6 protein-coding genes and 1 pseudogene are annotated in these 14,534 nt (G+C 74.6%); 1 reads left to right on the top strand and 6 read right to left on the bottom strand.

From position 1 onward, the window contains the following. Positions 1-20: 20 nt before the first annotated feature. Positions 21-413: a nitroreductase family deazaflavin-dependent oxidoreductase gene (locus BLA60_RS37455; protein WP_075137824.1), complete on the bottom strand. Its 393-nt coding sequence runs from the start codon at positions 411-413 to the stop codon at positions 21-23. Between the two features lie 179 nt (positions 414-592). On the opposite strand from BLA60_RS37455, the gene BLA60_RS37460 reads away from it, so the two are divergent. Next, positions 593-1,771, top strand: a complete 1,179-nt coding sequence (locus tag BLA60_RS37460) for an acyltransferase family protein (RefSeq protein ID WP_075137825.1) — start codon at positions 593-595, stop codon at positions 1,769-1,771. A gap of 50 nt (positions 1,772-1,821) precedes the next feature. Here the strand turns inward: BLA60_RS37460 and BLA60_RS37465 are convergent, their stop codons facing one another. The 5 genes and pseudogenes from BLA60_RS37465 to BLA60_RS42755 form a co-directional block, all read right to left on the bottom strand. Next, positions 1,822-3,183 carry a cytochrome P450 gene (locus tag BLA60_RS37465; RefSeq protein WP_245812431.1) on the bottom strand — a complete coding sequence of 454 codons (1,362 nt, stop codon included), beginning with the start codon at positions 3,181-3,183 and terminating at the stop codon, positions 1,822-1,824. Further along, complete coding sequence (locus tag BLA60_RS37470) at positions 3,180-4,796, bottom strand: FAD-dependent monooxygenase (protein ID WP_075137826.1); 1,617 nt, start codon at positions 4,794-4,796, stop codon at positions 3,180-3,182. The genes BLA60_RS37465 and BLA60_RS37470 overlap by 4 nt, the downstream gene beginning before the upstream one ends. Beyond that, a complete protein-coding gene (locus tag BLA60_RS37475; protein ID WP_425427129.1) occupies positions 4,793-8,713 on the bottom strand; it encodes a type I polyketide synthase in 3,921 nt (1,306 codons plus the stop codon). The genes BLA60_RS37470 and BLA60_RS37475 overlap by 4 nt, the downstream gene beginning before the upstream one ends. Next, a pseudogene (locus tag BLA60_RS37480) lies at positions 8,694-14,132 on the bottom strand (SDR family NAD(P)-dependent oxidoreductase); the annotation flags it as partial. The pseudogene BLA60_RS37480 and the gene BLA60_RS37475, both read right to left, overlap by 20 nt. A gap of 45 nt (positions 14,133-14,177) precedes the next feature. Then, positions 14,178-14,534, bottom strand: a 357-nt coding sequence (locus BLA60_RS42755; RefSeq protein WP_211288730.1) for a fatty acid desaturase, incomplete at its 5' end; no start/stop codon positions are given.

A 14,534-nucleotide genomic window follows, 5' to 3' on the forward strand; every position in this document is an offset into this window, starting at 1 on the left:
TGTAGCGGCCTTCGAGAGCGTCATGCCGCGCGCAGGACGAACACCGGGTGGTCGGCCGGGTCGGGCAGTGCCCGGAAGAACCGGGACACCTGCGAGGCCCAGCGCCGGCGGTAGGCCTCGACGATCGGCGCGCGTTCGCCGGCCGGCACCTCGTGTACCGACAACGTGCGTGTCGCGCCGCGTCGTCGCAGCTCACAGGTGCCGGCGGCGCGCAGGTTGCGCACCCACTGGGACTCCCCGCGCACGGACACGAGGTACTCGCGGCCGTCGTGGTCGAAGACGTTGACCGGCAGGGTCTGGGTGCGGCCGGTGCGCCGCGTGCGGACCGCGAGCGTGCTCGCCATCCCGAGTGAGGTTGCCAGTGGGTTGAGCAGGTTGCGGTCAACCCAGTTCGGTGCCAGATAGGACGACATGGTCTCGGATGGTAACCACGCCCCGGGTCGCCACCGGCCGTTCTCGAGCGGCCGTCGAGCCACTCACCACGACGAGGCGCTAGGCCGCCATTAGCATATCGTGATGCCGCCGCCACGGCTTTCTTCCGACCTGCCTTGAACGATTCTTTGACCCGTCTTGACGAAATGAGGACTGACACATGAAGACACTTCGGGGCGGGCCCGTCAACCTGCCCGCCTTAACGGGCTACCGGTTCATCCTGGCATTCATGGTGATCGCCGCGCACGGTTTCTACTCGGCGCGGCTGTTCGAACCGGGCGCGACCGCCGACGCGCTGGCGATCATGGCACCGCTGGCGATCATCGCCGTGTCGTCGTTCTTCATCCTCAGCGGGTTCATCCTCACCTGGTCGGCGCCGGAGCGGGACACCACGGCCCGGTTCTACCGCCGCCGGTTCTGGAAGATCTTCCCCAACCACGTCGTCACCTTCGGCCTGATGCTGCTGGTGTTCGCGTTCGTCGCGACCGGCGGCCCGTCACCGGTGTACGGGTTCCAGGACAACCTGGTGAACCTGCCCGAGACGCTGACCAACCTGTTCCTGGTGCAGAACTGGTTCTACGACGCCAGCCACGTCACCGGGGTGAACTCGCCGGCCTGGTCGATCTCCGCCGAGATGTTCTTCTACCTGCTGTTCCCGGTGATCCTGGTGCTGGTGAAGAAGATCCGGGACAACCGGCTGTGGCTGTGGACCGGGCTGGTCGCCGCGCTGGTGCTGCTCGCCCCGCTGCCGACCTACGCCTTCACCGGCCCGGACTACGCCGCATGGGCGCCGCTGCCGGAGGCGCAGATGTGGCTGGTGTACGCGTTCCCGCCGGTGCGGCTGCTGGAGTTCGTGCTGGGCATCCTGCTGGCGCGGCTGGTCCAGTCCAACCAGTGGTTCACCATCAAGGTCCGGTACGCGGCGATCCCGCTGGTGGTGATGGTGTTCGCCTCGCCGCAGATCCCGCCGGCCTACCTGTTCGCCGCGGCCTTCGCACTGCCCTGCGCCCTGCTGATCCCGACGATCGCCATGGTCGACATCCAGGGCCGGCGCAGCTGGTTGGCGAAACCGGCGATGGTGGCGTTGGGTAACGCGTCGTTCGCGCTGTACCTGGTGCACGGCCCGATCCTGTACGCGCTGCGTGAGCTGCTCGGCAAGACGGCGACGTTCGACCCGGGGACCGCCACCGCGATCGTGCTGGCGTTCATGCTGGTGTCCCAGGCGGCGGCGTTCGCGCTGTACCGGTACTGGGAGATGCCGCTGATGCGCCGCTTCTCCCGCCCGCGCGGTGCCCAACGGACGGTGCCGGCCGCGCCGGCCGGCGCGCTGGCCACCTGAGTTCCCGCAGACGAAAGGCGGGGCGTACGCGCCCCGCCTTTCGTGTGCGCTCAACGCCTCGGGACGACCCTGGTGCGGACCTCACCGGCGGGCCGCAGCGAGATGCCGGCGCTGAGCGCCAGGCGCTCCTGGGTCGGGGCGAAGTCGTAGCGGCGGACCAGGGCGACCAGCATCAGTGTCGCCTCCAGCATCGCCAGGTGCCGGCCGATGCACGAGCGCGGCCCGCCGCCGAAGGGGAACCACGCGTGCCGGTGGCGCGCGGCCTCGGCCTCCGGGGTGAACCGCTCGGGGTCGAACACCTCGGGGCGGTCCCAGAACTCCGGGTGCCGGTGGGTGACCCACGGCGAGGTCCACACGTCCGAACCCGGCGGGATCTCGTGGCCCCCGATGACGTCGCCGGTGGAGGTGCGCCGGGACAGGAACGGGATCGACGGGTAGAGCCGCATCGACTCCTTGAGCACCATCGTCGTGTACGGCAGGCGCGGCAGGTCGGTCGACTCGGCCGGCCGGTCGCCGAGCACCGTGGCGACCTCCTCCTGGACGCGGCGCAGGTGCTCGGGGTGGCGGGCCAGCAGGTCGAGGGTGAAGGTGAGGGTCGCGCCGGTCGTCTCGTGCCCGGACAGCACGAAGATCAGCACCTGGTCGCGGACCTCCTCGTCGGTCAGCGGCACCCCGCCGTCGCTGGCCGCCAGCAGCAGCCCGAGCAGGTCGTTGCCGGTGCGCCCGGCGGCGCGGCGGCGACCGATGATCCGGTCACACATGTCGAACAGGTCGCGCTGGGCGCGGGCGGCCCGCCGGTTGGCCGGCGTCGGCCAGGTCCGGGGCGTGCGCACCGGCGCGAAACCGCGGGTGAGGATGTACTGGCTGGCGATCGGCAGGCAGCGCGCCACCGGCTCGACGGCGTCGGTGAGGTCGTCGCCGAACAGGACGCGGCCGATCACCTGCAACACCAGGGCGGTCAGGTCGCGGTGCAGGTCGACGACGGCGCCGCCCGACCACGAACGGACGGTGTAGGCCACCTCCTCGTTGACCAGGTCGGCGTAGTTGTCGACCGCGCGCGGGGTGAACAGCGGCTGGACCATCCGCCGGTGCCGCAACCACTTCTCGTCCTGGCTGGTGACCAGGCCGTCGCCGAGGATCTGGCGCATCTCCTGCCAGGGCAGGTTGTCCTTGCGGTAGCCCGAGTTCGCGCTCAGCACGTGGTGGGCGGCGTCGGGGTGGAACACGGCGTGGAAGGCCATCCGCAGGCCGGGCGGGCCGGCGACGACGTGCACCACGTCGCCGTGGTCGCGGCGGGCGCGTTCCAGCGCGGCGAGCGGGTCGCGGCGCAGTTCCACGACCGGGCCGAGCAGCGGTGTGCCGGACATTCTCGGGATCGCCGAGCGGGTCGTGGGTTCCAGGGTCGAGGTCACGTCGCTGCTCCATGGTCGCGGGTGGCGGGCCGGCCGGCGGCCGGGGACCGGTCGGGGTCGCCGAGCACGGCGCGCAGGTGGGCGCGCAGCGCGGCGGTGTCGGTCAGGGCACCGAGGTGGCCGACGTGCCCGTCCGGGCGGACCACGCAGACCCGGGGGCTGCCGGTGCCGAGGTGGGCGTGCAGGGCTCCGCCGCCGTCGACGACGTCGTGGCCGTTGGTGCGCCACACCGGTTCCACGGTCACGGCGTCGCCGAAGCCCTCGCGCAGGGTGTCGGCCAGGTCGGTCAGCGCGCCGGGGGCCGCGCGGTGCGGGTCGAGGACCAGGACGGTGAGCGCGTCGGGGCGCACGAGCCCGTGGATCGTGCCGCCGGCGACCGGGGTGTCGGGCAGCCGTTTGCCCGCGCCCTTGGTGACGACCGCGCTGCCGGCGTAGTCGAGGTCGAGCTGGGTGATGGTGGGGGCCATCTTGCGGTCGAGCAGGCCGGTGGCGGTGAGCAGGCGGACGGCCGCGTCGCGGACCGCGCGCACCGGCGCGGGCCGCACGGTGCCGAGCTTGGCCTGGGTGGCGGCGTGGTGCAGGGCGTTGTGCGCTGCCGGGCGGCGTTCGGTGTCGTAGGTGGCGAGCAGGCCGGGGCCGGCGCGGCCGGCGGCGGCGAACGCGAGTTTCCAGCCGAGGTTGTGCGCGTCCTGGATGCCGCCGTTCATGCCCTGGCCGCCGACCGGGCCGTAGGTGTGCGCGGCGTCGCCGGCCAGCAGCACGCGGCCCCGGTGGAAGGTGTCGGCGACGTGGGTGCTGATGCGGACCTTCGCGATGCCCCAGCCGGGGTTGCGCAGCCCGGTGATCCGCATGCCCCGCCCGGTCCGCGCGGCGACGAGGGTGTCGACCTCCTCGACGGTGAGCGCGCCGGTGCCCTGGCCGGGGTCGACCATGGCGGTGACCCGGTGCAGCCCGCCGGCCAGCGGGACGATGACGGTCATGGCGCCCGGGGAGAAGTGGTAGTGGCCGGCGCCGCTGCCCGGGCCGTTCTCGACGTAGGCGTCGACGTTGACGTACATCTCGTCGGTGCGCCCGCCGGTGACGGTGATGCCGGCGAGGTCGCGGACGGTGCTGTGCGACCCGTCGGCGCCGACGACCCAGCCGGCGCGGCGGGTGCTGGTGCCGCCCGGCCCGTCGACGGTGAGCGTGACCCCGTCGGGGTCCTGGTCCAGGCCGGTGACCCGGTGGCCGCGTTCGACGGTGCCACCGAGGTCGCGCAGCGTCTGTTCGAGCACGACCTCGGTGGCCGACTGCGGGACGGCCAGCATGAACGGGAAGCGGGTGTGCCGGGCGGCGGCCGGCGTGACCTGCCCGATGACGCGGCCGGCGGAGTAGAACACCGCCGCCGTGCACCGCACACCTCGTTCGACCAGGGTGGTGGCGGCGCCGAGTTCGTCGAGGACCTCCAGGGAGCGGGCGGACACGCCGATGGCGCGGGAACGGTCGCTCGGCGCGTCGGCGGCGTCGAGGACGGTGCACGGCACGCCCCGGCGCAGCAGTTGGCAGGCGAGGGTGAGCCCGGTGGGGCCGGCGCCCACGATGACGATGTCGGCGGGGGTGTCGGCGGTGGTCATCGCATTCCCTTCGAGAGCCAGCTCTCCACGGCGCGGGCGGTGTGCTCGGCGTGGCTGTCCATGACCTGGAAGTGGTCGCAGTCGAGCGCGACCGTGCGGTCGGCGATCCCCCAGCCCGGGTGGGTGCCGTGGGTGGCGCGGACCAGCAGCGTCGGGGTGTCGGTGGTGCCGGGCCGCCAGTTCTCGAAGGCCCCCAGGTAGGCCCCCATGGCGAGGACGGCGTCCTCCTCGACGTCGACGAGCCCGAGGATCGTGCCCATGGCCCAGGCGAAGATCTGGTCGCGGGTGGCGCTGTCGGGTTCGAGGGTGTCGACCAGCACCAGGCCGGCCGGGTTGGTCCGCTCGGCGACCGCGTGGGCGAGCACGCCGCCGATGGAGTACCCGACGAGCACGTGCGGCCGCCCGGCGGCGGCGCTGGCGGTGGCGGCGGCGAGCTGGTCGACGATGTCGTCCCAGGTGGCGGGCAGCGGTTCGCCGGTGCCGAAGCCGGGCAGGGTCAGTGCGGCGGTGCGCCGCCGCCGCTGGAACCCGGCGGCGAACCGCACGAACTGGTGCGGCCCGGACCCGGCGAGGAACGACGGCACGCAGACGAGGGTGGGTTCCGGGGTGCCGGTGGAGACCAGCAGCGGGGCGCTGATCGCCCGGCCGAGCGGCGCGTAGCGCGCGTGCTCGGCGAGTTCCGGGATGACCTCGGCGAGCCGCCCGTCGGCGTGGGCGGTGCGCAGGAGCCGGGTGAGGGGCTGTTCGAGGGCGGCGATGGCCTGGGAGATCCCGGCCGGGGTCGGGTGGTCGACCAGCAGGGTCGGCGGCAGCTCGACCCCGGTCGCCTCCGCCAGCCGCTTGTGCAGTTCGACGGCCCCCATCGAGTCGATCCCCAACTCCGCCAACGACATCTGGGAGTCCACCTCGGACACGTCGGCGTGACCGAGGACCGCCGCGACCTGGGCGCGCACCACATCCGGAGGCTCCGCGAACGCACGAATCGCAGCAGAAATACCAGCGGGAGTCGGATGATCAACCAACAACGTCGGCGGCAACTCCACCCCCGTCACCTCAACCAACCGCTTGTGCAACTCAACGGCCCCCATCGAATCAATCCCCAACTCCGCCAACGACATCCCAGCATCCACCTCGGACACGTCGGCGTGACCGAGGACCGCCGCGACCTGGGCGCGCACCACGTCGGGGGCGGTGGGGGCGACGCGCGGTGCCGGAACGTGGACGGCGTCGACCCAGTGGCGGCGGCGGGCGAAGGCGTAGCCGGGAAGACCGGCGGGAGCACGTGGCACGGACAGCACCCGGTGCCAGTCGAGGTCGGTGCCGTTGACGTGGAGGTCGGCCAGGGCGGTGAGCAGCGCCGTCGGCTCGTCGACGTCGGCGCGTTGGGCGGCGACCAGGGTCGGGGAGGCGGCGGGCCCGTCCGGCAGGCACTCGCGGGCCATCGCCGTCAGCGCGGGGGTCGGGCCGATCTCCAGGTAGCTGGTCACGCCCTCGGCCGCCAGGGTGCGGATCCCGGACAGGAACCGCACCGGCTCGCGGACGTGGCGAACCCAGTGGGCGGGCGTCGTGAGGTCGCCCTCGTGCAGGGAGACCACCGGGATCGTGGGCGCCGCGTAGGTCAGGCGTTGCGCCACCTCGGTGAACGCGGGCAGCATCGGGTCCAGCAGCGGCGAGTGGAACGCGTGGCTCACCCGCAGCGCCTTGGTGCGCCGCCCCAGCGCCGACCACCTCCGCGTGCACTCCTCGACGTCGGCCGCCACGCCGGACAGGACCACCGACCGGGGGCCGTTCACGGCGGCCACGGCGACCGTCGGCGGCAGGTCGGCGGCGGCCTCCTCCTCGGTCGCCTGGATCGCCACCATGGCGCCGCCCGAGGGCAGCTCGTCCATCAGGGCACCCCTTGCGCACACCAGCGCGGCCGCGTCGGGCAGCGACAGCACCCCCGCCACGTGGGCGGCGGCCAGCTCGCCGATCGAGTGTCCCATCAGGACGTCCGGGGTCAGGCCCCACGCCGACAGCAGCCGGAACAGCGCCACCTCGAACGCGAACAGCGCCGGCTGGGTGTACCGCGTCCGGTCCACCTCGGCCGTCGCCGTCACCGTCCGCAGGGGCACGTCCAGGTGCTCGTCGAGCGCCTCGCACACCTCGGCGAACGCGTCGGCGAACACCGGGTGGGTGGCCGCCAGCTCCTCCCCCATGCCGGGCCGCTGCGCGCCCTGGCCGGTGAACAGGTACGCCAGCTTCCCCGGCCGCCCGGCCAGGCCGCGGACCGCGTTGTCCGGCAGCTCCCCCGCGGCCAGCGCCGCCAGGCCGGACTCCAGCCGTGCCGGTGTCGTGCCGACGACCACCGCGCGGTGGGCGAACCGGGCCCGGCCGGCCAGCGCCGCCGCGACGGCCCCCGCGCCGAGGCCGGCGACCGCCGGGGCCAGCGAGCTCGCCTGGTCCCGCACGCCCTCCCGGGACTTGGCCGACACCACCCACGCCGCCGGCCACCGGTCGGGCACCGGCTCGGCGGGCGGCGCGTCCTCCAGGATGACGTGCGCGTTGGTGCCGCTGATCCCGAACGACGACACCCCGGCGCGCCGGGGCGTGGCGGCGCGCGGCCACGGCCTGGCCGACGTCAGCAGCGACACCTGGCCGGCCGACCAGTCGACCTTCGGCGACGGCTCGTCGACGTGCAGGGTCGCCGGCAGCCGGTCGTGCCGCATCGCCTGCACCATCTTGATCACGCCGGCGACCCCGGCCGCGGCCTGGGTGTGGCCCAGGTTGGACTTCACCGAACCGAGCCACAGTGGACGGTCGCGGTGCCGGCCGTAGGCGGCCAGCAGCGCCTCGGCCTCCAGCGGGTCGCCCAGCGCCGTGCCGGTGCCGTGCGCCTCCACCACGTCCACGTCCGCCGCCACCAGGCCGGCGTCGGCCAGCGCGGCGCGGATCACCCGCTGCTGGGCCGTCCCGTTCGGCGCGGTGAGCCCGTTGGACGCGCCGTCGGAGTTGACCGCCGAGCCGCGCAGCACGGCCAGCACCGGGTGCCCGGCCGCGCGCGCGTCCGACAGCCGCTCCAGCAGCAGCAGGCCGACGCCCTCCGCCCAGCCGGTGCCGTCGGCCGACGCGGCGAAGGACTTGCACCGCCCGTCGGGGGACAGCCCGCGCTGGCGGGAGAACTCGACGAACACGCTCGGGGTGGCCAGCACCGTCACGCCGCCGGCCAGCGCCAGCGAGCACTCGCCCCGGCGCAGCGCGCGGCTGGCCAGGTGCATCGCCACCAGCGACGACGAGCACGCCGTGTCGACGGTCAGCGCCGGGCCCTCGAACCCGAACGTGTAGGCCACCCGGCCGGAGGCGACCGACCCGGCGGTGCCGATCCCCCAGTGCCCGCCGAGTTCCGGCGGGCCGGAGCGGGTCAGCCACGAGTAGTCGGAGTACATCAGCCCGGCGAACACGCCGGTGTCCGAGCCGCGCAGGTCGGCCGGGTCAAGGCCGGCGGACTCCACCGCGTGCCAGGCGGTCTGCAACAGCAGCCGCTGCTGGGGGTCCATGGCCTGCGCCTCACGCGGCCCGATGCCGAAGAACGCCTGGTCGAACTCCGCCGCGCCGTCGAGGAAACCGCCCTCGCGGGTGTAGCAGGTGCCGGGGGTGTCCGGGTCGGGGTCGTAGAGGGTGTCCAGGTCCCAGCCTCGGTCGGTGGGGAACGGGCTGACCGCGTCCCGGCCCTCGGCGACCAGCCGCCACAGGTCCTCCGGGCTGGACACGCCGCCCGGGTAGCGGCAGGCCATGCCGATGATGGCGATCGGCTCGTCGCGCCTGGCCTCCAGGTCCGCGAGCCTCGCGCGGGTCTCCTGGAGCTCGGCGGTCACCCGCTTCAGGTAGCCGAGAATCTTGTCGGATTCGGCCGACATGTCAGCGCACCCCCAGGTCACGGTCGATGAGGTCGAACATCTCCTGCGCCCCGGCCGACTCGAGATCGACGTCGCCGGGGGCGCGGTCGGAGTCCAGAGCGTCGAGCAGCGCCCGCAGCCGGCCGGCCACCGCCGGCCGCTCGTCGTCCACGATGGACGGCAGGAGGGCGGCGAGGCGGTCCAGCTCGGCGGCCACGCGCGCGGCCGCCGGTGGCGCCTGGGCGTGTTCGGCGAGCCGTTCGGTCAGGTGGGCGGCGAGCGCAGCCGGGTTGGGCTGGTCGAACACCAGCGTGGTGGTCAGCCGCAGCCCGGTGACGGCGCCGAGCCGGTTGCGCAGCCGCACCGCGCCGAGCGAGTCGAAACCCAGTTCCTTGAACGCGCGCGCCGGGTTGACCGCGTCGGCCGAGGCGTGCCCGAGGACCGCGGCGACCTCGGCGAGGACGGTGTCGAGCACCAGCGCGGCGCGTTCGTGTTCCTCGGTCGCGGCGAACCGGGTCCGCAGGCTGGCCTCCGGCGCCCGGGAGGCCGGCACGAGCGCGGACAGCAGCGGCGGCACGGCGTCCCCGGCGCGCAGCGCGGCCGGGTCGAGGCGGGCGGTGACCACCACCGGGTCACCGAGGGCCAGCGCGGCGTCGAACAGCGCCAGACCGTCCTGTGTGGACATCGGGGCGAGACCGCCGCCGGTGAGCCGGCCGAGGTCGGTGCCGGTCAGGTGGGCGGTCATGTCGCCGGCCTCGCCCCACAGGCCCCACACCAGCGAGGTGGCCGGCAGGCCGTGGTCGCGGCGGTGGCGGGCGAGCGCGTCGAGGTAGGCGTTGCCGGCGGCGTAGTTCCCCTGGCCCGGGCCGCCGATCGTGCCGGCGACCGAGGAGAACAGCACGAACGCGTCGAGGTCACCGGTCAGCTCGTGCAGGTTCCACGCGGCGGTGATCTTGGGGGCGAGGACGCGGTCGACGGCCTCGGGTGTGAGGGTGTCGATGGTGGCGTCGTCGAGGACCCCGGCGGAGTGGATCACCGAGGTGACCCGGTGATCGGCGAGCAGCGCGGCGAGCGCGTCGCGGTCGGCGGCGTCGCAGGCGGCGACGGTGACCTCGGCCCCGGCGGCGGTGAGCTCCTCGGTCAGCTCGTCGACCCCGTCGGTGTCCGGGCCCCGGCGGCTGACCAGCAGCAGCCGGCGGACACCGTGCCGCTCGGCGAGGTGGCGGGCGACGTGCGCGCCGATACCGGCCGTGCCGCCGGTGATCAGCACGGTGCCGTCGGGGTCCCAGGCGGCGGTGCTCGCGGCGGGGCGGGCGCGGACCAGGCGGGCCGCGTGCGGCCGGCCCTCGCGCAGGGACAATTGGGGTTCGCCGGTGCCGACCAAACTTGCCAGCAGGTCGGCGTCGATCTCGCTGTCGGTGTCGATCAGCACGAACCGGCCGGGGTGTTCGGACTGGGCCGAGCGCACCAGGCCCCACACCGGCGCGGTGGCCAGGTCGCCGCCGGTGAGCAGGACCAGCGGGTGGTCGTGGTCGCCGGCGAGCCGGTCACGCAGCCGGGCCAGCGTGTCGTGCACGACGGCACGCGGGTCGGTGCCAGTGACCGTGACGGCGGTGAACCTGGCCGGTGGACCGGGCTCCACGGGTGTCCACTCCAGACGGAACAGGGCGTCGGCGGTGGCCGGGCGCAGCGCGGTGAGCTGGGCCTCGGTCACCGGGCGGACGGCGACCTCACGTACCGACACGACAGGGCCGCCGGACTCGTCGGTGGCGGTCAGCGACGCCGTGTCGCCGGCGCTGGTCAGCCGCACGCGCAGGGCCGACGCGGCGCCGGTGACCCGAACCCCGGTCCAGGTGAACGGCAGGAACACGCCGTCGCCGGCCGTGGCGACCGAGGCGTGGAAGGCGGCGTCGAGCAACGCGGGGTGCACGGCGAAACCCGTGCCGTCGGTGCTGACCTCGGCGTAGACGTCCTCGCCCGACCGCCACGCGGCCCGCAGGCCCTGGAACGCCGGACCGTAGTCGAAGCCGCGCCGCGCCAACCGCGCGTACAGGTCCTCGACCGGGACCGGGGTCGCGCCGGGCGGCGGCCAGGCCAGCGGCGGGTCGTCCGGGTCGCCGGTGGCCGGACCGAGGGTGCCGGCGGCGTGGCGCCGCCAGCCGTCCCCGTGTTCGCTGTGGACCGACACCGGGCGGCGGCCCTCGGCGTCCGGATCGCCGACGCGGACCTGGAGGGCGACCGGGGCGTCGTCGGGCAGCACCAGCGGCGCCTCGATGGTCAACTCGGCGACCTCGTCGCAGCCGACGTGCCGGGCGGCGGTGGCCGCGAGGTCGACGAACACCGTGCCGGCCACCAGCACCGTGCCGAACACGGCGTGGTCCTCGGTCCACGGGTGGGTGCCCCGGCCGATCCGGCCGGTGAGCAGCCAGCCCGGTTCGCCGGCGGTCGGCACGGCGGCGGCGAGCAGCGGGTGGCCGACGGGACGCAGGCCGGCGGCGCCGAGGTCACCGGCCCCGCCGCGCGGCGTGACCCAGTGGCGGGTGTGCCGGAACGGGTAGCCGGGCAGGTCGATCCGGTCGCGCGTGCCGTGCAGGGCCGACCAGTCGACCGGCACCCCGGTGGCGTGCACGGCGGCGACCGAGCGGGCGAACGCGGCCAGCCCGCCCTCGTCGCGGCGCAGCGACCCGGCGACCGTGACCTCCGGGGAGCCGGCGGCCTCGACGGTCTGCTCGACGGCCACGGTGAGGATGGGGTGCGGGCTGATCTCGACGAAGGTCGTGACGCCGCGCGCGATCAGCCCGCCGACGACCTGGTCGAACCGCACGGTCCGGCGCAGGTTGCGAAACCAGTAGGCGGCGTCGAGGGCGGTCGTGGGCAGGGTGTCGCCGGTGACCGTCGAGGCGAACTCGACCGTGCCGGGCCGGGGTTCGACCGGGGCGAGGACCTCGGCCAGTCGCTCCTCCACGGCGTCGACGTGCGCGGAGTGCGAGGCGTAGTCGACCGGCACGCGGCGGGCCCACACGCCGTCGGCGGCGCACTCGGCCAGCAGGTCGTCGAGGGCGGCCGGCTCACCGGACACCACCACCGACGCCGGCCCGTTGATCGCGGCGACCGAGATCCGCTCGCCGAACCGCGCCAGGCGCGGTTCGAGGTCGGCGACCGGCAGGGTCACCGACGCCATCCCGCCCCGGCCGGCCAGTTCGGCGGCGATGGCCTGGCTGCGCAGCGCGACGATCCGCACGGCGTCGTCGAGGCACAGGCCGCCGGCGACGTAGGCGGCGGCGATCTCGCCCTGGGAGTGCCCGACGACCACGTCCGGCTCGACCCCGAACGAGCGCCACAGCGCGGCCAGCGACACCATCACCGAGAACAGCACCGGCTGCACCACGTCGACCCGGTCCAGCGACGGCGCGCCGGGCAGCTCGCCCAGCACGTCGTCCAACGACCAGTCCACATAGGACCGCAGGGCGCGCCGGCAGGCCCGCAGCTCCGCGGCGAACACCGGTGCGGCGGCGCGCAGTTCGCGGGCCATACCGGCCCACTGGGCGCCCTGGCCGGGGAACACGAACGCGACCGTGCCCGGCCGCCCGGCACTGCCCCGCACGACGGTCTCCCGGTCCCCGGCGCGGACCGCGTCGAGCCCGGCGAGCAGGTCCTCGGCGGTGCTGCCGACGACCACGGCCCGGTGCTCGTGGCGGGCCCGGGCGGCGAGCGCGGCGGCGACGTCGGCCGGCGGGGCGGTGGCCGCGACGGGGCGAAGGCCGGCGGCGGTGGCGGCCAGCGCGTCCTCGCCGGCGGCCGAGAGCACCCAGGCGAGCGGGCCGTCGTGGTCCGGGGCCGGGGTGGCGGGCACCGGTTCTGGCTCCTCGATGATGACGTGGGCGTTGGTGCCGCCGACCCCGAACGCGGAGACGGCGGCCCGGCGGGGTCGGTCGCCGGCCGGCCAGTCGACCGGCTCGGTGAGCAGCGACACCGCCCCGGTCGACCAGTCGACCTTGGTGGTCGGGTCGTCGGCGTGCAGGGTGGCCGGGAGGCGGCCGTGGCGCAGGGCGCCGACCATCTTGATGATGCCGCCGACCCCGGCGGCAGCCTGGGCGTGGCCCAGGTTGGACTTCAGGGAGCCCAGCCACAGCGGCCGGTCGCGGTCGCGGCCGTAGGTGGCGAGGACGGCCTGCGCCTCGATCGGGTCGCCGAGGACGGTGCCGGTGCCGTGCGCCTCCAGTGCGTCCACATCGGACGGTTCGAGGCCGGCGTCGGCGAGCGCGGCGCGGATCACCCGCTGCTGGGAGGGCCCGTTGGGCGCGGTCAGGCCGTTGGACGCGCCGTCCTGGTTGACCGCCGAGCCCCGGACGACGGCGAGCACGCGGTGGCCGTTGCGGCGGGCGTCGGCCAGCCGCTCGACGACGAGCAGCCCGACGCCCTCGGCCCAGCCGGTGCCGTCGGCGGCGGCGGAGAACGAGCGGCACCGGCCGTCGGGCGACAGGCCGCCCTGGCGGGAGAACTCGACGAACATCGCCGGGGTCGCGAGGACCGCGACGCCGCCGACCAGCGCCAGCGAGCACTCGCCGCGCCGCAGCGACTGGCCGGCCAGGTGCAGCGCGACCAGCGACGACGAGCACGCGGTGTCGACGGTCAGCGCCGGGCCCTCCAGGCCGAAGGTGTAGGACAGCCGGCCCGAGGCCACCGAGCCGGCGGTGCCGATCCCCCAGTAGCCGGCCAGCGATTCCGGCCCGGAGCGGGCGAGCCACGCGTAGTCCTGTGTGGACACACCGACGAAGACGCCGGTGGCCGAGCCGCGCAGGGCGGCCGGGTCGAGGCCGGCGTCCTCGACGGCGTGCCAGGCGGTTTCCAGCAGCAGCCGGTGTTGCGGGTCCATCGCCTCGGCCTCGCGGGGCGAGATGCCGAAGAAGCCGGCGTCGAACCCGGCGACGTCGTCGAGGAACCCGCCGCCCCGGGCGACCGATGACCCGGCGCCGTCCGGCCCGAACAGCGTGTCGAGGTCCCAGCCCCGGTCGGTCGGGAACGGCGACACGGCGTCGCGGCCCTGGTCGACCAGTGTCCACAGGTCCTCGGGTGAGGTGACGCCGCCGGGGTAGCGGCAGGCCATCCCGACGATGGCGATCGGCTCGTCGGCGGTGGCGCCGGTGGTCGGGCCGGTGGTCGCTGCGGCGGTGGCGGCCGCGTCGCCGTAACCCAGTTCGGTGAGCAGGAACCGGGTGACGGCGGCGGGGGTCGGGCAGTCGAACAGCAGGGTCAGCGGCAGTTCGAGGCCGGATGCGGCGGACAGGAGCCTGGTCAGCTCGACGGCCGCCATGGAGTTGTAGCCGTAGTCCTGGAAGGGTCGGGCGGGGTCGACCGCCGTCGCCTCCCAGCCGAGGAGTTCGGCGGTGGTGGCGCACACCAGCTCGGTCACGCGGCGTTCGCGTTCCCGGTCGGACAGGTCGGCCAGGCCCGCAGGGAGTTGTTGTGCGCTCATCACCATTCCGTCCGCGAGAGGTGGGTGTAGTTACTCGACGTCGACGATGCCGACGGTGGCGGTGCGGGCGCGGTGGGCCAACGGTTTGTCCGGTGTGGACCGGGCGTGCCGGCCGCCGCCGAGTTTCTCCCAGGCCACGGCTTTCTGTTCCTGGCGGTCGCGGTCGATCCGGATCACGTTCGTGGCCAGGCCCAGCTTCTCCAGCAGGCCGATCACCATCGCGCTGATGTCGATCTCCCACCACCGCATACCGTGACTCGCCGACCTCGGGAACGCGTGATGATTGTTGTGCCACGCCTCACCGAACGAGAACAGCGCCAACCAGCCCACATTCCGTGACTCATCCGGCGTCGCGAACCGCCGCCGACCGAAATAATGACCGATCGA

Source organism: Actinophytocola xinjiangensis (assembly GCF_001921215.1).
Lineage (GTDB): Bacteria > Actinomycetota > Actinomycetes > Mycobacteriales > Pseudonocardiaceae > Actinophytocola > Actinophytocola xinjiangensis.

Coding starts and splice junctions, on each gene's coding strand:
- BLA60_RS37455 (WP_075137824.1), bottom strand. CDS start 413: ATGTCGTCCTATCTGGCACCGAACTGGGTTGACCGCAACCTGCTCAAC.
- BLA60_RS37460 (WP_075137825.1), top strand. CDS start 593: ATGAAGACACTTCGGGGCGGGCCCGTCAACCTGCCCGCCTTAACGGGC.
- BLA60_RS37470 (WP_075137826.1), bottom strand. CDS start 4,796: ATGACCACCGCCGACACCCCCGCCGACATCGTCATCGTGGGCGCCGGC.